The organism is Agrobacterium sp. MA01 (genome assembly GCF_009650195.1).
Classification (GTDB): domain Bacteria; phylum Pseudomonadota; class Alphaproteobacteria; order Rhizobiales; family Rhizobiaceae; genus Allorhizobium.
Genome location: NZ_CP045854.1, coordinates 1939236 through 1954689, shown reverse-complemented (window position 1 = coordinate 1954689; position 15454 = coordinate 1939236). Strand labels below are relative to the sequence as shown.

Here is a 15454-nt window from a genome sequence, read left to right as displayed (position 1 = left end):
CGATGAGTTGCTGCGCGGCAGGGACCGAAGGGGCACTGGACATGGAGCGGGCAGGGGTCTCCCTGCCGTCGGCTGAAGAGCTGAAGCTCTGCAGCCGTGCGGTCGGGCCCGGCCTCTGGCAGGTCGACATGAGCGTGCCTGCAGTCCATTGCGGCACCTGCATCTCGACAGTAGAAGGTGTGCTCAAAGCCTTGCCGGAAGTCGAGCGGGCCCGCGTCAACCTCTCGACCAAGCGCGTTTCCGTGGTCTGGAAAGAGGCGGTCGACGGGATCGAGACCGATCCGGTGAACCTCGCGCGCGCCATCGCCACAACAGGCTATTCCGCGCATCTCTTCACAGCCGCAGAAGAAGCCTCTGACGCCTTGCGCAATCAGCTGGTCCGCGCGGTTGCCGTGTCGGGCTTCGCTGCCACGAACATCATGCTTCTGTCCGTGTCGGTCTGGTCGGGTGCAGATGCATCGACACGCGATCTCTTCCACTGGATCTCGGCGATGATCGCGGCCCCTGCGCTGATCTATGCCGGCCGCTTCTTCTACGAATCGGCCTGGAATGCGCTGAAGCACGGGCGCACCAATATGGATGTGCCGATCGCCATCGGGATCACGCTCTCCTATTTCGCTTCGTTGTGGGAGACCATCCATCACGGCGAACACGCCTATTTCGATGCGACGGCCTCGCTGCTCTTCTTCCTTTTGATCGGCCGCACGCTCGATCACATCATGCGTGACCGGGCGCGCTCCGCAATCAGCGGGCTTGCCCGCCTCAATCCGCGTGGTGCCATGGTGCTTTCCGACGATGGCTCGCGGGAGTATCGCGCGGTCGTTGAAATCCGCGTCGGCGATCAGGTGTCCATCGCTGCCGGCGACCGGATCCCGGTCGACGGTGTCGTCGTCTCCGGTGAGAGCGATCTCGACATGTCGATCGTCAATGGCGAAAGCGCACCTGTTTCGGTCCGCCCAGGCTCCGACGTCCAGGCGGGTACACTCAGCCTGACCGGCTCTTTGACGGTCAAGGCGACAGCAACGGCGCAGAACTCGTTCCTCTCAGAGATCATCCATTTGATGGAGGCAGCCGAAGGGGGCAGAGCACGATATCGGCGGATCGCTGACCGTGCAGCTCAGTATTATTCGCCGGTCGTGCACCTGCTCGCCATCATCGCCTTCATGGGCTGGGGGCTTTATGACGGCGACTGGAAACACGCGATGATGGTGGCGATCGCAGTCCTCATCATCACCTGCCCCTGTGCCCTTGGTCTCGCAGTCCCGGTCGTTCAGGTCGTCGCTGCTGGTCGGCTGTTCAAGGCCGGCGTGATGGTCAAGGACGGTTCCGCCATGGAGCGGCTCGCCGAAATCGAGGCCGTCGCCTTCGACAAGACCGGCACGCTGACACTGGGGCGCCCGAAGCTGGTGGACGTTGCCAAAATTGAGCCGATTGGCTTCGCTGTCGCCGCCGGTCTTGCCGCCCATTCCCGCCATCCGCTGTCGCGGGCGCTGTGGTCCGCTTATGGTGGCCAGCCGCGCGGATTCGACACCGTTCGTGAAGTGCCGGGCGCTGGCGTTGAGGCGGAGACGGTGGAGGGCGTTTGGCGTCTCGGCAATCGCCGCTTTGCCTGTGCGACCGAGGCGATCGATGTCAGCGACAAACCCTATTCCGAAGTCGTCCTCTCTCTCGACGGTATCGAACGCGCCACCTTCCTGTTCGAAGATACGCTCCGGCCACGGGCCCGTGCCTCGATCGAGACGCTGAAGAATGGTGGCCTCGAACTCGGCATCCTCTCGGGTGATCGTGCGCCTGTGGTGGCCAAGCTTGCCGCCGATCTCGGGATCACCAACTGGCGCGCTGGCCTCACGCCACGGGACAAGGCCGAAGCCTGCGCTGAGGCGTCCGCCCACGGCCAGCGCGTGCTGATGGTCGGCGACGGCATCAATGATGCTCCGGCGCTTTCTGCAGCCCATGTCTCCATGGCGCCGGCGACGGCTGCCGATGTCGGGCGCCAGGCAGCCGATTTCGTCTTCATGCGCGATGGGCTCGAAGCCGTGCCCTTCGCCATCGAGGCCTCGCGCCGGGCCGGGCGTCTGATCCGCGAGAACTTCGCGCTCGCCATCGGCTACAATGTTATTGCCGTGCCGATCGCGCTGCTCGGCTATGCGACCCCGCTGATTGCCGCGGTCGCCATGTCCACCTCGTCGATCATCGTGGTTGCCAATGCGCTCCGGCTCAACCGGCTTTCGCTCGATGAGCGGACATTGACGGAGCGCCCGGCCGCTGTCCTCTCGACGGGCGCCTCCGACAATGCGAGGATCGCCGCATGAACATGCTGATCTACCTCATCCCGATCGCACTCTTTCTCGGCGGGCTCGGTCTGTTCGCCTTCCTCTGGTCGCTGAAGAGCGGTCAGTACGAAGACCTCGACGGAGCGGCCTGGCGAGTGATCTCCGAGAAGGACGACCAGCCGGACGCTTGATACAGCGTTTACCGAACGGTCAAATTTCAGTCTTGCCGCATCCCTTCGCGAATGCGAGAAAGCCCCATCCATGAAATTGCATGCGGAGGCTTCATCGTGCAGCAGGCGGAAATCGGACTGATCGGTCTCGGAGTCATGGGCTCCAATCTGGCGCTCAACATTGCCGAGAAAGGCAACCGCATCGCGGTCTTCAACCGGACGCCTTCGCGCACGGATGAATTCCTCGGGGAAGCCGGCGATCTGGCCGGCCAGATCATCGGTTGCCATACGATCGAAGAGTTTGTCGCCGCCATCCGTCCGCCGCGCCCGATCATCATCATGATCAAGGCCGGCGAGGCCGTCGACCAGCAGATGGCAGCCCTTCTGCCGCATCTCGCCAAAAACGACATCATGATCGATGCCGGCAATGCCAATTTCCGCGACACGGTTGCGCGCTTCGAAAAGCTTGCCGGTACCGACGTCACTTTCATCGGCATGGGTGTGTCCGGTGGTGAGGAAGGCGCCCGCCACGGACCCTCGATCATGGTCGGCGGCACGGAAGAAAGCTGGAAGCGCGTCGAGCCGGTGCTGACCTCTATTGCCGCCAAGTTCAACGACGAGCCCTGCGTTGCCTGGCTCGGGACCGATGGCGCGGGCCATTTCGTCAAGACGATCCACAACGGTATCGAATATGCCGACATGCAGATGATCGCCGAGATCTACGGTATCCTGCGCGACGGCCTCAAGATGTCAGCCGCCGAAATCGGCGAGATCTTCGGTCAGTGGAACAAGGGCCGCCTCAACTCCTACCTGATCGAGATCACAGAGAAGGTTCTCAAGGCTACCGATCCGGAAACCGGCAAGCCGATGGTTGACGTGATTGTCGATGCCGCCGGCCAGAAGGGCACCGGCAAGTGGTCGGCCATCGAGGCGCAGAACCTCGCGGTCGCCGCATCCGGCATCGAGGCCGCGGTTGCCGGTCGCGTGCTTTCCTCGCTGCGTGAAGAGCGTATCGCTGCGGAAAAGCTCTTCGGCCTGCCGGGACTGACTGAGGCTCCCAAGGACAAGGCGGCCTTCATCGCCGATCTTGAGAATGCACTGCTTGCTGCCAAGATTGCGGCCTATGCGCAGGGCTTTGCCGTGATGTCCTCGGCCTCGGAGGAGTTCAACTGGTCGCTGCCCATGCCGACGATCGCCAAGATCTGGCGCGCCGGCTGCATCATCCGCTCGCAGTTCCTCGACGAGATCACCTCGGCCTTCACCAAGGATCCTGATGTGGCGAACCTCGTCGTCACGCCGGCCTTTGCCGCCATGGTCAAGGAAACCGACGGGGCACTTCGCCGCGTGGTTGCCCATGCCGTGCTGTCCGGCCTGCCGGTCCCGGCGCTGGCCTCGGCGCTCTCCTACTTCGACACCTATCGTCGCGGCCGTGGCACGGCGAACCTGATCCAGGCGCAGCGCGATTTCTTCGGCGCGCATGGTTTCGATCGTCTCGACGGCAAGGACATCCATCACGGCCCCTGGGCCGGCCAGTTCTGAGCGATCCCGCAACGTCTTGCAGTTCGAGGCCCGATATCCCGCGATGTCGGGCCTCTTTTTCATTGGGGGCAGATCATGACAGACAGGCTTACGCTTCTCGGCACCAAAGGCGGCCCCGCGATCCGTCCCGGCGGGCCCAATCCGACATCGATCCTGCTCGACCTGTCCGGGCGCCGTATCGTCATCGATTGCGGGCTCGGTGTGGCGCGGGGTCTGGTCGAGACCGGCATGTCGCTCAAGGAACTCGACCTCGTCTTCATCACCCATCTGCATTCCGACCATGTCCTGGAGCTCGGGCCGCTTATCCATACGGCCTGGACCACGGGGCTAGATCATTCCGTCACGGTCTATGGTCCTAAGGGTACGCTGAACGTCTGGACGGGATTTCTCGCCTCGCTCGCCTATGACATTGAAACTCGGATCGCCGACGAGGGGCGTCCGGATCTGGCGAGTCTGGTCGAAATTGTCGAATATGGTCCGGGCGAGATCTTCCGGGAGGGGGATCTGGTCGTTGAGGCCTTGCGCGTCGACCATCCTCCCGTGACGGACTGTTTTGCGCTGAAGGTCTCCGGTGCGGATAAGACGCTCGTCTTTTCCGCCGATACCGCGCCGTTCCCGCCGCTTGTCGACTTTGCCCGGGGGGCCGATATCCTCGTGCACGAGGCGATGCTGCCGGAAGGGCTGGACAGCATTGTCAGGCGGACCGGAAATGGTGCCCGTCTGCGCGAGCATCTCGTTGCCTCGCACAGTTTCGCTGCGGATGCGGCTCAGATTGCAACGAAGGCTGGCGTCGGCATGCTCGTCCTCAATCATCTCATTCCGGCCGATGATCCCGCCTTTACCGAGGACGACTGGCGGGCGGCCGTCGCGTCGCATTGGACCGGACCGCTCATCATCGGTCGTGATGGCTTCGCAATTGCCTTGTGAATGAAGGCGACGGCGCGCCGATTTTGGTAAAATCTTATGTTTTCGTTTACCTTGGAGTTAACGCCTGTCGCCTAGCGTGCCGGAGCGGTTAACGATTCCGCGCGTATTTCAGGCGATTCATGATGGTATCCGTTAATCTATCTACACTGGCGCTCGGCGCATTCGCAGTTCTGGCGGTCTTTGCTGCGCTTTATGCGCGACATTGGCGCGAGGAGCCGAATCGAAACGAATTCTTGCTGTTTGCCGCGGCATCCGGGCTTGCTGCGCTCGGTGCATTGCTCTCGGCCTTCTCGGATGGCGGCCACGGACTGATCACGGTTGTCCTTGCCCAGACGCTCATTCTGTCGGGCGCGGCACTTGCCTGGCAGGGCATGCGTGCTTTCGATCACCGGGCTCTTGATCTGAAGCTCGCCGCCGTGGGGCCGGTTGCCTTTTTCCTGTTCGCGGCGTCGGCGCCCCTTTTGCAGGACGACGTGACGGCCCGTTTTCTGGTCGCCGCCGTTGTCGGCGCGATCTATACCGGATTGGCTGCCTGGGAGCTGAAAGCGTCCGAAGTCGAAGAGCGACTTTCCAACCGTCCCTTTGCCTATCTCTGGTTTGCTGCCCTGTCCGTGGTTCTGCTCATCGCGGCTCTTGTGGCCTATGTCTGGCCGTTTAACGCCTCTGATGTCGTCGGCTCCGGACCTCTCTGGCTGACCGTCGTCGCGTTCGCGGCCTTCCTGCACGCGGTAGTCGCGCCGCTGTCGATCTTTCTTCTGGTGCGCGACCGCCTGCTGGTGGAACATCGCTGGTCGGCAGCGACCGATAACCTGACCGGCCTTGCCAATCGCTTCACCTTTCTCGACATGCTGCAGACGCTCTCGACCAAGGTGCGCGGCGAGGGGGCCTTCCTCTATGTCGATGTCGACCATGTGAAGCGGATCAACGACCAATACGGGCATTCCGGCGGTGACGAGGTCCTGAAGACCTGCGCTGAACTCATCCTACGGGAGTTGCCCGAGCATGCCCTGCTCGGCCGTCTGGCAGGCGCCGAGTTTGCCGCCTATGTGCCCTTCTGCAAGGTCGAGGAGGCCGAGAAGCTCGGCCACGTCATCCACGACAGCGTCGAGCAGCAGATGTTCTTCCTCGGTGGCGAACTCGTGCCGGTGACGGTCAGCGTCGGCGTGGCCCATGGCGCAATGCAGGTCACGGCGGACGAGCTCTTGAAGCGGGCGGACGCGGCGCTGCATACGGCCAAGGTCAACGGCCGCAATTCCGTGGTGGTCTGGGACGGCGGCCAGCGTCCGTCCTACGCCTGACCGAACTCAACGCGCAAAACGGGTTGTCCTTGGTCTGCGTTAGGACTGCTCCCAGCGCGGCTCGCTGATGCTCTGCAGCAGCCCAGGGTCGACGCCGTCGATCCGGGCGATGACCGCCTTGGCGAGCTCTCGGCCTGATTGCCGCACATCCTCGTAGACGGCGATAATCTCGGGACGTATCCAGTTGAGGATTGGTGTGCCCTGTTTGGCCACCAGGTCAATCTCTACGCCGACCCGCTTGCCTGCCGCTTCGATGCCGGCATTGGCGGCAATCGCGCTGCTGCCGGAAGAGGAGATCAAGCCGTCCGGCGCATCCGATCCTCGCATCAGATCCTCGACCGCCGCGCGGATCTGCCCGAGCGAGGCGTCGATGTTGATGTGTAGCGGCACTTCCTCCGCACCGAAGGCCTTCAGGCCGCGCATGAAGCCGTCGAAGGTGTGCTTGTAATAGGTCAGCTTGCTCGGGGGCGGCAGAAGTGCGATGCGCTTGCGGCCGCGCTTCACCAGCCGTTCGACCGCCTGGTAAGCGAATGTCTCGTTGTCGAAGTCGTGATAGGGATGCTCGATGCCCATGTCTGTGCGACCATGGGTGACGAAGGGCATGTTCTGCTCGGTGAGCAGTCGCACCCGGGCGTCATCCGGCTCGGTGCGTGAAATGATCACACCATCGGCAGACCCGGTCTCAAGGATGTAACGCACCGGCAGCATCGGATCCTTGGTATGCGCATGCGGCGTCACGACGATATGGTAGGGCGTACCGGCCAGCACCTCCGATATGCCGACGACCATCTGGTTGGAAAAGCCGAGGATTTCCTCGTCGATCCCAAGCACCAGCGCGATCACGTTGGTCTTGCCGGTCCTGAGGCGGACACCCGCGCGGTTCGGCTGATAGCCGAGCTGACGTGCGACCATGCGCACGCGTTCCTTGGTCTCCGCGCCGATGTCGGGCGCATCTTTCAGGGCGCGCGACACCGTTGTGATGCCGAGCCCGGTCATGAAGGCGATGGTCTTGAGCGTCGGCCGCTCTTTCGTCGCCACTGGGCGGTCCATCAGGCCGCTCCCCTGCTGATCTGTCATGTCGTCCCCGTCACTCGCACAAGTCACGCTTATAGTTGGCTTTTTCCTGCCTGCAAACCTGGAGACCGGCACCTCCTCCCGGTGCGGTGAAGGAAAAATCTGAAACGATACAGTCGATTTGTCGAGCCCTTTTCCATGCTGCGCTGCGAATGGGTGCAACCAAGACGGGAGATGGCGCGTTATTCTGTGGTTTCCGTCGGATATATGCGCTCCTGGACGCCCATGCAGCAAATTATTCTTGATTGGTCCGCAAGACATTGGAGCTGTAACGATACTTCTCATGCTGCTACGCAATATCCATCTCCCCCAAAGCGTTTTGAGCGACGCGCCTGAAGCACACGCCTGCGCTGAAATTTGGCTGTAATGGAAAATTTACAATCCGACAGGTTGCGCTCAAAAATTCTTTGACATAAGTTTTTCCGGCAACGTTTCAGTGAGGGAGGAGACTCATGAATTTTCGTAGCTTTGCGGCAGCTTTGGCCGCTACTGTTGTCATGCCGTTTGCGGCAGCGCAGGCCACCGATCTCGAAGTAACCCATTGGTGGACGTCGGGCGGTGAAGCCGCTGCTGTCGCCGAGCTTGCCAAGGCATTCGACGCCACCGGCAACAAATGGGTCGACGGTGCTATCGCCGGTTCCGGCGGTACCGCCCGCCCGATCATGATCAGCCGCATCACCGGTGGTGATCCGATGGCTGCAACCCAGTTCAACCACGGCCGCCAAGCCGAGGAACTGGCTGAAGCCGGTCTGATGAAGGACCTCACGGCCGTCGCCGAAAAGGAAGGCTGGAAGGACATCATCAAGCCGGCAAGCCTGCTTGAAAGCTGCACGATCGACGGCAAGGTTTACTGCGCCCCGGTCAACATCCACTCCTGGCAGTGGCTGTGGCTTTCGAACGGAGCATTCGAAAGTGCGGGCGTCGCCGTGCCGAAGAACTGGGACGAATTCGTCGCGGCAGCCCCCGCACTTGAAGCGAAGGGCATTATTCCGCTCGCCGTTGGTGGTCAGCCATGGCAGTCGGCTGGTGCCTTCGACGTTTTGATGGTCGCCATCGCTGGTAAGGAAACCTTCGAAAAGGTGTTCAAGGACAAGGATGCAGACGTTGCAGCCGGTCCTGAGATCGCCAAGGTGTTCGCCGCTGCCGACGATGCGCGCAAAATGTCCAAGGGCTCCAACGTTCAGGATTGGAACCAGGCTACCAATCTGGTCATCACCGGCAAGGCCGGCGGCCAGATCATGGGTGACTGGGCACAGGGCGAATTCGCTCTGGCCGGTCAGGTTGCCGGGAAGGACTATACCTGCCTTCCGGGCCTCGGCGTGAACGAGATCATCTCGACCGGCGGTGACGCATTCTACTTCCCCGTCCTCGATGACGAAGAAAAGTCTGCTGCCCAGGACGTTCTGGCTGCCACCCTGGTTGCACCCGCAACACAGGTTGCGTTCAACCTGAAGAAGGGCTCGCTGCCGGTTCGCGGTGACGTCGATCTCGCTGCTGCCAACGACTGCATGAAGAAGGGCCTCGACATTCTCGCCAAGGGCAATGTCATCCAGGGCACCGACCAGCTGCTTTCTGCCGACAGTCAGAAGCAGAAGGAAGATCTCTTCTCGGAGTTCTTCGCCAATCCGTCCATGACCGTCGAAGATGCGCAGAAGCGCTTCGCCGACATCATCGCTTCCGCTGATTAATCGCGGGTGACCTGTCCAGCCAGGGGCGACCCTGGCTGGACATAGGCCATTTTCGACCCGGGGTAGGGCGTCGAGCCCATGTGCCGGCTGCGTGCGGGAAGCGTGTGCGTTTCAGCGTGACGGCCTTGGTACGACACCCGTGTCCAGGACGAGGAGGACTGACCCATGGCGAGCCCGTCGCATGCTGGTCGACCCAACAAGCTGTTTCGCAATCTGAACGCCAAGATCGCGTCCATTCCAATGGTGCTGACCGCCATGGTCATCTTCCTTGGAGGGACAATCTGGACGGTCGTCTATTCCTTCACCAATTCGCGGCTTTTGCCGCGCGCCAACTTCATAGGCTTCGAGCAGTATGAACGTCTGTGGGATGCGCCGCGATGGATCATTTCGATCCAGAACCTGGCGATCTACGGGATACTCTCGCTGATCTTCTCGATCGTTATCGGGTTCCTACTGGCAGCGCTGATGGATCAGAAGATCCGTTTCGAAAACGCGTTCCGCACGATCTTTCTCTATCCCTTCGCGCTGTCCTTCATCGTCACCGGTCTCGTCTGGCAATGGATCCTCAACCCGGATTTCGGGGTGCAGTCGATCGTGCGGTCGTTGGGCTGGGAGACCTTCACCTTCAACCCGCTCTACAATTCGGAGATCGTCATCTACGGCATCCTGATCGCCGGTCTGTGGCAGGGCACGGGTCTCGTCATGTGTCTGCTGCTCGCGGGTCTGCGTGGCATCGACGAAGACATCTGGAAGGCCTCGCGCGTCGACGGCATTCCCATGTGGAAGACCTATCTCTTCATCATCATCCCGATGATGCGCCCTGTCTTCATCACCACGCTGGTCATCATCACATCCGGCATCGTCCGCCTCTACGACCTCGTCGTCGCCCAGACCAGCGGCGGCCCCGGTATCGCCTCCGAAGTCCCTGCCAAATACGTCTACGACTATATGTTCCAGGCACAGAATCTCGGCCAGGGCTTCGCCGCATCGACCATGATGCTGCTGACGGTCGCGATTATCATCATCCCCTGGGCCTATCTCGAATTCGGAGGAAAGAAGCGTGGCTAATCCCGGTTCTCTCAACGCTACCGCCGCCGGTTTCGACGCGGTCTCAAATCAGGTTGGCTCCGATCATGTAGGGTCGGGCCCACGCGGTGCCAAGCCGAAGCGCACCTTCTCGGGGCGCAACATCATGCTCTACGGGTCGCTGATCTTCTTTGCGATCTACTATCTGATCCCGCTCTACGTGATGATCGTGACGTCGCTGAAGGGCATGCCGGAGATCCGTCTCGGCAATATCTTCTCGCCACCGATGGAGATCACCTTCGAGCCGTGGGTCAAGGCCTGGGCAACCGCCTGCACCGGCCTGAATTGCGACGGCCTGTCGCGCGGGTTCTGGAATTCGGTCCGGATCACCGTGCCTTCGACGCTGATCTCGATCCTGATCGCCTCGGTCAATGGCTATGCACTCGCCAACTGGCGCTTCAAGGGTGCGGAACTGTTCTTCACGATCCTGATCATCGGCGCCTTCATTCCCTATCAGGTGATGATCTACCCGATCGTCATCGTGCTGCGCGAACTCGGCATCTACGGCACGCTTACCGGCCTTGTCGTCGTGCACACCATCTTCGGCATGCCGATCCTGACGCTCTTGTTCCGCAACTACTTCACCTCGCTGCCGGAAGAGCTGTTCAAGGCCGCCCGTATCGATGGGGCGGGGTTCTGGCAGATCTATCTCAGGATCATGCTGCCCATGTCGCTGCCGATCTTCGTCGTCGCCATGATCCTGCAGATCACCGGAATCTGGAACGACTTCCTGTTCGGCGTCGTGTTCACCCGACCGGAATACTACCCGATGACGGTCCAGCTCAACAACATCGTCAACTCGGTCCAGGGCGTGAAGGAATACAACGTCAACATGGCCGCAACACTTCTGACCGGCGCCGTGCCGCTCATCGTCTACTTCATTTCCGGACGCCTCTTCGTCCGGGGCATCGCCGCCGGCGCAGTCAAGGGTTAAGCTCATGTCGCATAGTGTATCGATCAAGGACCTCTCTTTGAGCTTCGGCGCCGTCAAGGTGCTGGAAAACCTCAATCTCGACATCGTCGACGGTGAGTTCATCGTTCTCCTGGGCTCATCCGGCTGCGGCAAGTCCACGTTGCTCAACTGCATCGCGGGACTGCTCGAGCCGACCGACGGGCAGATCTTCATCAAGGGCAAGAACGTCACCTGGGAAGAGCCCAAGGACCGTGGCATCGGCATGGTGTTCCAGTCCTATGCGCTCTATCCGCAGATGTCGGTGAAGAAGAACCTCTCCTTCGGCCTGCAGGTCGCCAAGATGCCGAAGGACGAGATCGAAAAGCGCGTCCAGCGCGCCGCCGACATCCTGCAGATTGGGCCGTTGCTCGACCGCAAGCCCTCGGCACTCTCCGGTGGTCAGCGTCAGCGCGTGGCGATCGGCCGTGCCCTGGTGCGCGACGTCGACGTCTTCCTGTTCGACGAGCCGCTTTCCAACCTCGACGCCAAGCTGCGTTCGGAACTGCGTGTCGAGATCAAGCGCCTGCATCACAGCCTCAAGAACACGATGATCTACGTCACGCACGACCAGATCGAGGCGCTGACGCTTGCCGACCGCATTGCGATCATGAAGAGCGGCGTCATCCAGCAGCTCGCCGATCCGAACACGATCTACAACCAGCCGCGAAACCTCTTCGTCGCCGGCTTCATCGGCTCGCCGTCGATGAATTTCCTGAATGGTGATCTCGTCAATGAAGGCGGCGAGGTCTTCTTCCGCACCCATGACGTTCTCTTCTCTTTGAAGGGATATCGCTCGGCGGAGCCTCTGACCGGCGGTCGCAAGGTGGTGCTCGGCGTGCGTCCGGAGCATATCAAGGTCGATGAAGAGGCTGGCATCGGCGAGTTGCACGAGGCGATCGTCGACATCGAGGAGCCGATGGGCGCCGACAACCTGCTCTGGCTCAAACATGCCGGCCACACCATGTCGGTCCGCATCGGCGGCACCCGTCGTTATGCGCCGGGCGCCAAGGTTCGCCTCGGCTTTGACATGGAAGTTGCCTCCCTTTTCGATGCGCAGACCGAAGAGCGCATCTGACACGTTCCCCCCTGCGTCCCGGCCTGTGACCGGGGCGCCTTTTTCTTCTGCAGGACTGTCGTCATGACCCAGAATGCCCACAACGGCGCCATCGATCTTCACGGCGAATGGCGTCTTTCGTCCGCCAACGGCGATCATCAGGCGGCGATCACGCTGCCGGGCGATGTGCATTCGGCGCTGCATGCCGCAGGCCTGATCCCCGATCCCTATTTCGGTCGGAACGAAGAGGTCGTGCAATGGGTTGCCGAGCGCGACTGGGTCATCGAACGTCAGGTCGTCGTTCCCGATATTTCCGGCAGCTGGTATCTCGACATCTACTATCTCGATACGGTCGCCGTCGTCTTCGTCAACGATGTGCCGGTGCTATCCGCCGACAACTGTTTCCGCCGCTATCGCCCCGATGTCAGCCACGCGCTGCAGCCGGGCGAAAACACCGTCCGCATCGTCTTCCATTCCAGCATCACCGCCGGCGCCGAACGGCAGGCCCGCCAGCCCTTCTATATTCCTTATTCGACCGCGAATTCCCCGATCCCCAACGGCAACATGCTGCGCAAGCCGCAATGTCATTTCGGCTGGGACTGGAACATCGCGATCGCGCCCCTTGGTGTCTATGGCACGCTGTCGCTGAAAAAGCTCGATCCGGCGCGCATCGAGCACGTGGAGACCGAGCAGGTCCATCACGCCGATGGTCGCGTCGAGCTCAAGGTTACCGCTACCATCCACTCTGTTGAGCCGGCCGTCGTGCCCGTGCATTTCTCGCTCGACGGTGAGCGTGTGCGCCTGGACGTCGGCATTGCCGCCGGCGAGACGAAGATCGTGCATGTCTTCGAGATCGAAAACCCGCGGCTCTGGTGGCCCTCCGGTTCCGGCGAGCAGGCGCTCTATACGCTGACTGTCGACCTGCCGAGCGAAACCGTGACCCGCCAGATCGGCCTTCGTACCGTCGAGCTGATCACCGATCCGGACGAGGCTGGCAGCCGCTTCGCGCTCAAGGTCAACGGTCGCGAGATCTTCTGCCGCGGCGCCAACTGGATCCCGGCGGATGCGCTGTTCTCCCGCTCGTCGGAGGAGAAGACCACGGACCTGCTGCAGTCGGCCGCCGACGCGCATATGAACATGATCCGCGTCTGGGGCGGAGGCTTCTACGAGCCGGACTGGTTCTACGATCTGTGCGACCGGCTCGGGCTGATGGTCTGGCAGGACTTCATGTTCTCTTGCAACCTCTATCCTTGCACCGATGACTTCCTCGACAATGTGGCCCACGAAGTCGAATACCAGGTCAAGCGTCTGTCGAGCCATGCCTCCATCGTTATCTGGTGCGGCGACAACGAGCTCGTTGGCGCGCTTACCTGGTTCCCGGAATCCCGCAACAACCGCGACCGCTATCTCGTCGCCTATGACCGCCTAAACCGTGTCATCGAGCAGGGTGTCAAGAAGACTTATCCCCAAGGCATCTGGTGGCCGTCGAGCCCGGCCTCCGGCTATCTCGACTACGGCGATGCATGGCATGCCGATGGCTCCGGCGACATGCATTACTGGTCGGTTTGGCACGAGAACAAGAGTTTTGATAATTACCGAAGCGTCAAACCACGCTTCTGCTCGGAGTTCGGCTTCCAGTCCTATACATCGCTGCCGATCATCGAAGGCTTTGCGGACAAGGCCGACATGAACATCGCTTCGCCGGTGATCGAGCTTCACCAGAAGAATGCCGGCGGCAATGAGCGGATCGCGGGCACCATGTTCCGCTATTTCCGTTTTCCCAAGGATTTCGCCAACTTCGTCTATCTGAGCCAAATCCAGCAGGGCCTCGCCATCAAGACGGCTGTCGAATACTGGCGCTCGCTGAAGCCCCATTGCATGGGCACCATCTACTGGCAGCTCAACGACACTTGGCCGGTTGCTTCCTGGTCCAGCCTCGACTACGGCGGCAGCTGGAAGGCGATGCATTACATGGTGCGCCGCTTCTTCCAACCGGTCGCGGTCGCCGCCATTCCCACAGAGGATGGCAGCAGCATTGCGCTCTCCATGGTCAACGATACGCTCGACACCGTCACAATCGACGCCAATCTCTTCGTTTTGACGCTGTCCGGCGATCGCATTCCGCTCAAAAGCGTGCAGGGCGATTGCGCCCCTGACGCCGCCGACGTGCTTGTTTCCCTCGATGCCAGCGAGATCCCGGCCGATGGCCTGCTTGCCTGGAGCTTTACGGTTTCGAACGGCATGACCGGGGAGGGGCATTTCATCAACGGCACCTACAAGGCGCTCGATCTTGAACCATCGCGTCTCGAAATCTCGGTCACGCCGACCGGCGACGGTGCGTTCGAGGTGGCTGTCACGTCCCAGGGCCTGGCGCTCTTCATCATGCTCGAAAGCGCGACCCCCGGCCGCTATTCCGACAACGCCTTTGATCTTTCGGCAGGAGAGAGCCGCCGCATCATCTTCAAACCGGACACACCGCTTGCCGCCGGCGCAGTGCCGGAGTTCCGGATCTACGATCTTTACAGCTGCCAGTCGGCAGACTGACAGCCATCATTTCTAAGGCCCTGGGCGCCCGATCCAGGACCAAACGAGGAGGAGACTACCCCCATGACCAAACTCGGCTTCCAGCTCTACAGCGCCCGCAATTTCCAGCCCTTCAGCGGCATCTATCCGAAGCTCCAGGCCGCCGGCTACAGTGAGGTCGAGGGTTACGGCGCCCTCTATGCATCGCTTGCCGACGGTGAGCTCGACGCCTTCCGCAAGGAACTCGACGACAACAGCCTGACCATGCCGACCGCCCATTTCGGCCTCGACATGATCGAGAACGATCCTGATCGTGTGATCAAGATCGCCAGGACGCTCGGTATTGAAGCCGTCTACTGCCCCTATCTGATGCCCGATCAGCGCCCGACGGATGCGGCCGGCTGGTTCGCCTTTGGCCAGCGCCTGCAGGCCGCCGGCAAGCCGCTGCGCGATGCCGGCCTTGTCTTCGGCTGGCACAATCACGACTTCGAATTTGCGGCCCTACCGGATGGATCGACGCCGCAGGAGCAGATCTTCGCCGGCGGTCCCGAGCTCGACTGGGAAGCCGATATCGCCTGGGTCATCCGTGGCGGTGCCGATCCCTTCTCCTGGATCGAAAGCTACGGCAAACGCATCAGTGCCGTGCATGTAAAGGATATCGCCCCCGCAGGTGAAAACACCGAGGAAGACGGCTGGGCGGATGTTGGCCATGGCACCGTCGACTGGAAGGGCCTGATCGCGGCGCTGAAGAGCACCCGCGTCAAGCATTTCGTCGTCGAGCACGATAATCCCAAGGATATCGACCGGCTGATCAGCCGTTCGATCGCTTCCTTCAAAACCTATTGAACCCATCGCAGCAAGCAGGACATT

12 protein-coding genes are annotated in these 15454 nt (G+C 61.3%); 11 read left to right on the top strand and 1 reads right to left on the bottom strand.

Translation table 11 applies throughout. The features are described from left to right. Positions 1 to 2: 2 nt before the first annotated feature. The 5 genes from GH983_RS09535 to GH983_RS09515 all read left to right on the top strand — a co-directional run bounded on the left by GH983_RS09535 (position 3) and on the right by GH983_RS09515 (position 6207). Entirely contained in the window at positions 3 to 2312 is a 2310-nt protein-coding gene (locus GH983_RS09535; protein WP_153763585.1) for a cation-translocating P-type ATPase, read from the top strand. After that, positions 2309 to 2464, top strand: coding sequence for a cbb3-type cytochrome oxidase assembly protein CcoS (ccoS, locus tag GH983_RS09530; protein ID WP_006726192.1), 156 nt, complete (start codon positions 2309 to 2311; stop codon positions 2462 to 2464). Before GH983_RS09535 ends, ccoS begins: the two co-directional genes overlap by 4 nt. 96 nt (positions 2465 to 2560) lie before the next feature. Beyond that, complete coding sequence (gene gndA / locus GH983_RS09525; RefSeq protein WP_054149784.1) at positions 2561 to 3982, top strand: NADP-dependent phosphogluconate dehydrogenase; 1422 nt, start codon at positions 2561 to 2563, stop codon at positions 3980 to 3982. Between the two features lie 75 nt (positions 3983 to 4057). Then, the gene (locus GH983_RS09520) at positions 4058 to 4909 is read left to right on the top strand and encodes an MBL fold metallo-hydrolase (RefSeq protein ID WP_153762276.1); all 852 of its coding nucleotides are present in this window, start codon (positions 4058 to 4060) and stop codon (positions 4907 to 4909) included. A 119-nt stretch (positions 4910 to 5028) separates the two neighbouring features. Then, positions 5029 to 6207, top strand: coding sequence for a diguanylate cyclase (locus GH983_RS09515; protein ID WP_153762275.1), 1179 nt, complete (start codon positions 5029 to 5031; stop codon positions 6205 to 6207). Between the two features lie 39 nt (positions 6208 to 6246). Here the strand turns inward: GH983_RS09515 and GH983_RS09510 are convergent, their stop codons facing one another. Next, a complete protein-coding gene (locus GH983_RS09510; protein WP_054149702.1) occupies positions 6247 to 7284 on the bottom strand; it encodes a LacI family transcriptional regulator in 1038 nt (345 codons plus the stop codon). A 449-nt stretch (positions 7285 to 7733) separates the two neighbouring features. Here GH983_RS09510 and GH983_RS09505 point away from each other — a divergent pair, with 449 nt between their 5' ends. The 6 genes from GH983_RS09505 to GH983_RS09480 all read left to right on the top strand — a co-directional run bounded on the left by GH983_RS09505 (position 7734) and on the right by GH983_RS09480 (position 15430). Then, positions 7734 to 8969, top strand: a complete 1236-nt coding sequence (locus GH983_RS09505; RefSeq protein ID WP_054149701.1) for an ABC transporter substrate-binding protein — start codon at positions 7734 to 7736, stop codon at positions 8967 to 8969. 165 nt (positions 8970 to 9134) lie between these two features. After that, positions 9135 to 10037, top strand: coding sequence for a carbohydrate ABC transporter permease (locus GH983_RS09500; RefSeq protein ID WP_054149700.1), 903 nt, complete (start codon positions 9135 to 9137; stop codon positions 10035 to 10037). Then, entirely contained in the window at positions 10030 to 10989 is a 960-nt protein-coding gene (locus GH983_RS09495) for a carbohydrate ABC transporter permease (protein WP_054149699.1), read from the top strand. The genes GH983_RS09500 and GH983_RS09495 overlap by 8 nt, the downstream gene beginning before the upstream one ends. Positions 10990 to 10993: 4 nt before the next feature. Continuing rightward, positions 10994 to 12082 (top strand): ABC transporter ATP-binding protein, encoded by a 1089-nt coding sequence (locus GH983_RS09490; protein ID WP_153762274.1) that lies wholly within the window; start codon positions 10994 to 10996, stop codon positions 12080 to 12082. A gap of 63 nt (positions 12083 to 12145) precedes the next feature. Beyond that, positions 12146 to 14605, top strand: coding sequence for a glycoside hydrolase family 2 protein (locus tag GH983_RS09485; RefSeq protein WP_153762273.1), 2460 nt, complete (start codon positions 12146 to 12148; stop codon positions 14603 to 14605). A gap of 63 nt (positions 14606 to 14668) precedes the next feature. Beyond that, entirely contained in the window at positions 14669 to 15430 is a 762-nt protein-coding gene (locus GH983_RS09480; protein ID WP_153762272.1) for a sugar phosphate isomerase/epimerase, read from the top strand. The last annotated feature ends 24 nt before the right edge of the window (positions 15431 to 15454 follow it).

Excerpts from the sequence above, each read along its gene's own strand:
- GH983_RS09535 (WP_153763585.1), top strand. The coding sequence starts at position 3 with ATGAGTTGCTGCGCGGCAGGGACCGAAGGGGCACTGGACATGGAGCGG.
- ccoS (WP_006726192.1), top strand. The coding sequence starts at position 2,309 with ATGAACATGCTGATCTACCTCATCCCGATCGCACTCTTTCTCGGCGGG.
- GH983_RS09520 (WP_153762276.1), top strand. The coding sequence starts at position 4,058 with ATGACAGACAGGCTTACGCTTCTCGGCACCAAAGGCGGCCCCGCGATC.
- GH983_RS09515 (WP_153762275.1), top strand. The coding sequence starts at position 5,029 with ATGATGGTATCCGTTAATCTATCTACACTGGCGCTCGGCGCATTCGCA.
- GH983_RS09510 (WP_054149702.1), bottom strand. The coding sequence starts at position 7,284 with ATGACAGATCAGCAGGGGAGCGGCCTGATGGACCGCCCAGTGGCGACG.
- GH983_RS09505 (WP_054149701.1), top strand. The coding sequence starts at position 7,734 with ATGAATTTTCGTAGCTTTGCGGCAGCTTTGGCCGCTACTGTTGTCATG.
- GH983_RS09500 (WP_054149700.1), top strand. The coding sequence starts at position 9,135 with ATGGCGAGCCCGTCGCATGCTGGTCGACCCAACAAGCTGTTTCGCAAT.
- GH983_RS09490 (WP_153762274.1), top strand. The coding sequence starts at position 10,994 with ATGTCGCATAGTGTATCGATCAAGGACCTCTCTTTGAGCTTCGGCGCC.
- GH983_RS09485 (WP_153762273.1), top strand. The coding sequence starts at position 12,146 with ATGACCCAGAATGCCCACAACGGCGCCATCGATCTTCACGGCGAATGG.
- GH983_RS09480 (WP_153762272.1), top strand. The coding sequence starts at position 14,669 with ATGACCAAACTCGGCTTCCAGCTCTACAGCGCCCGCAATTTCCAGCCC.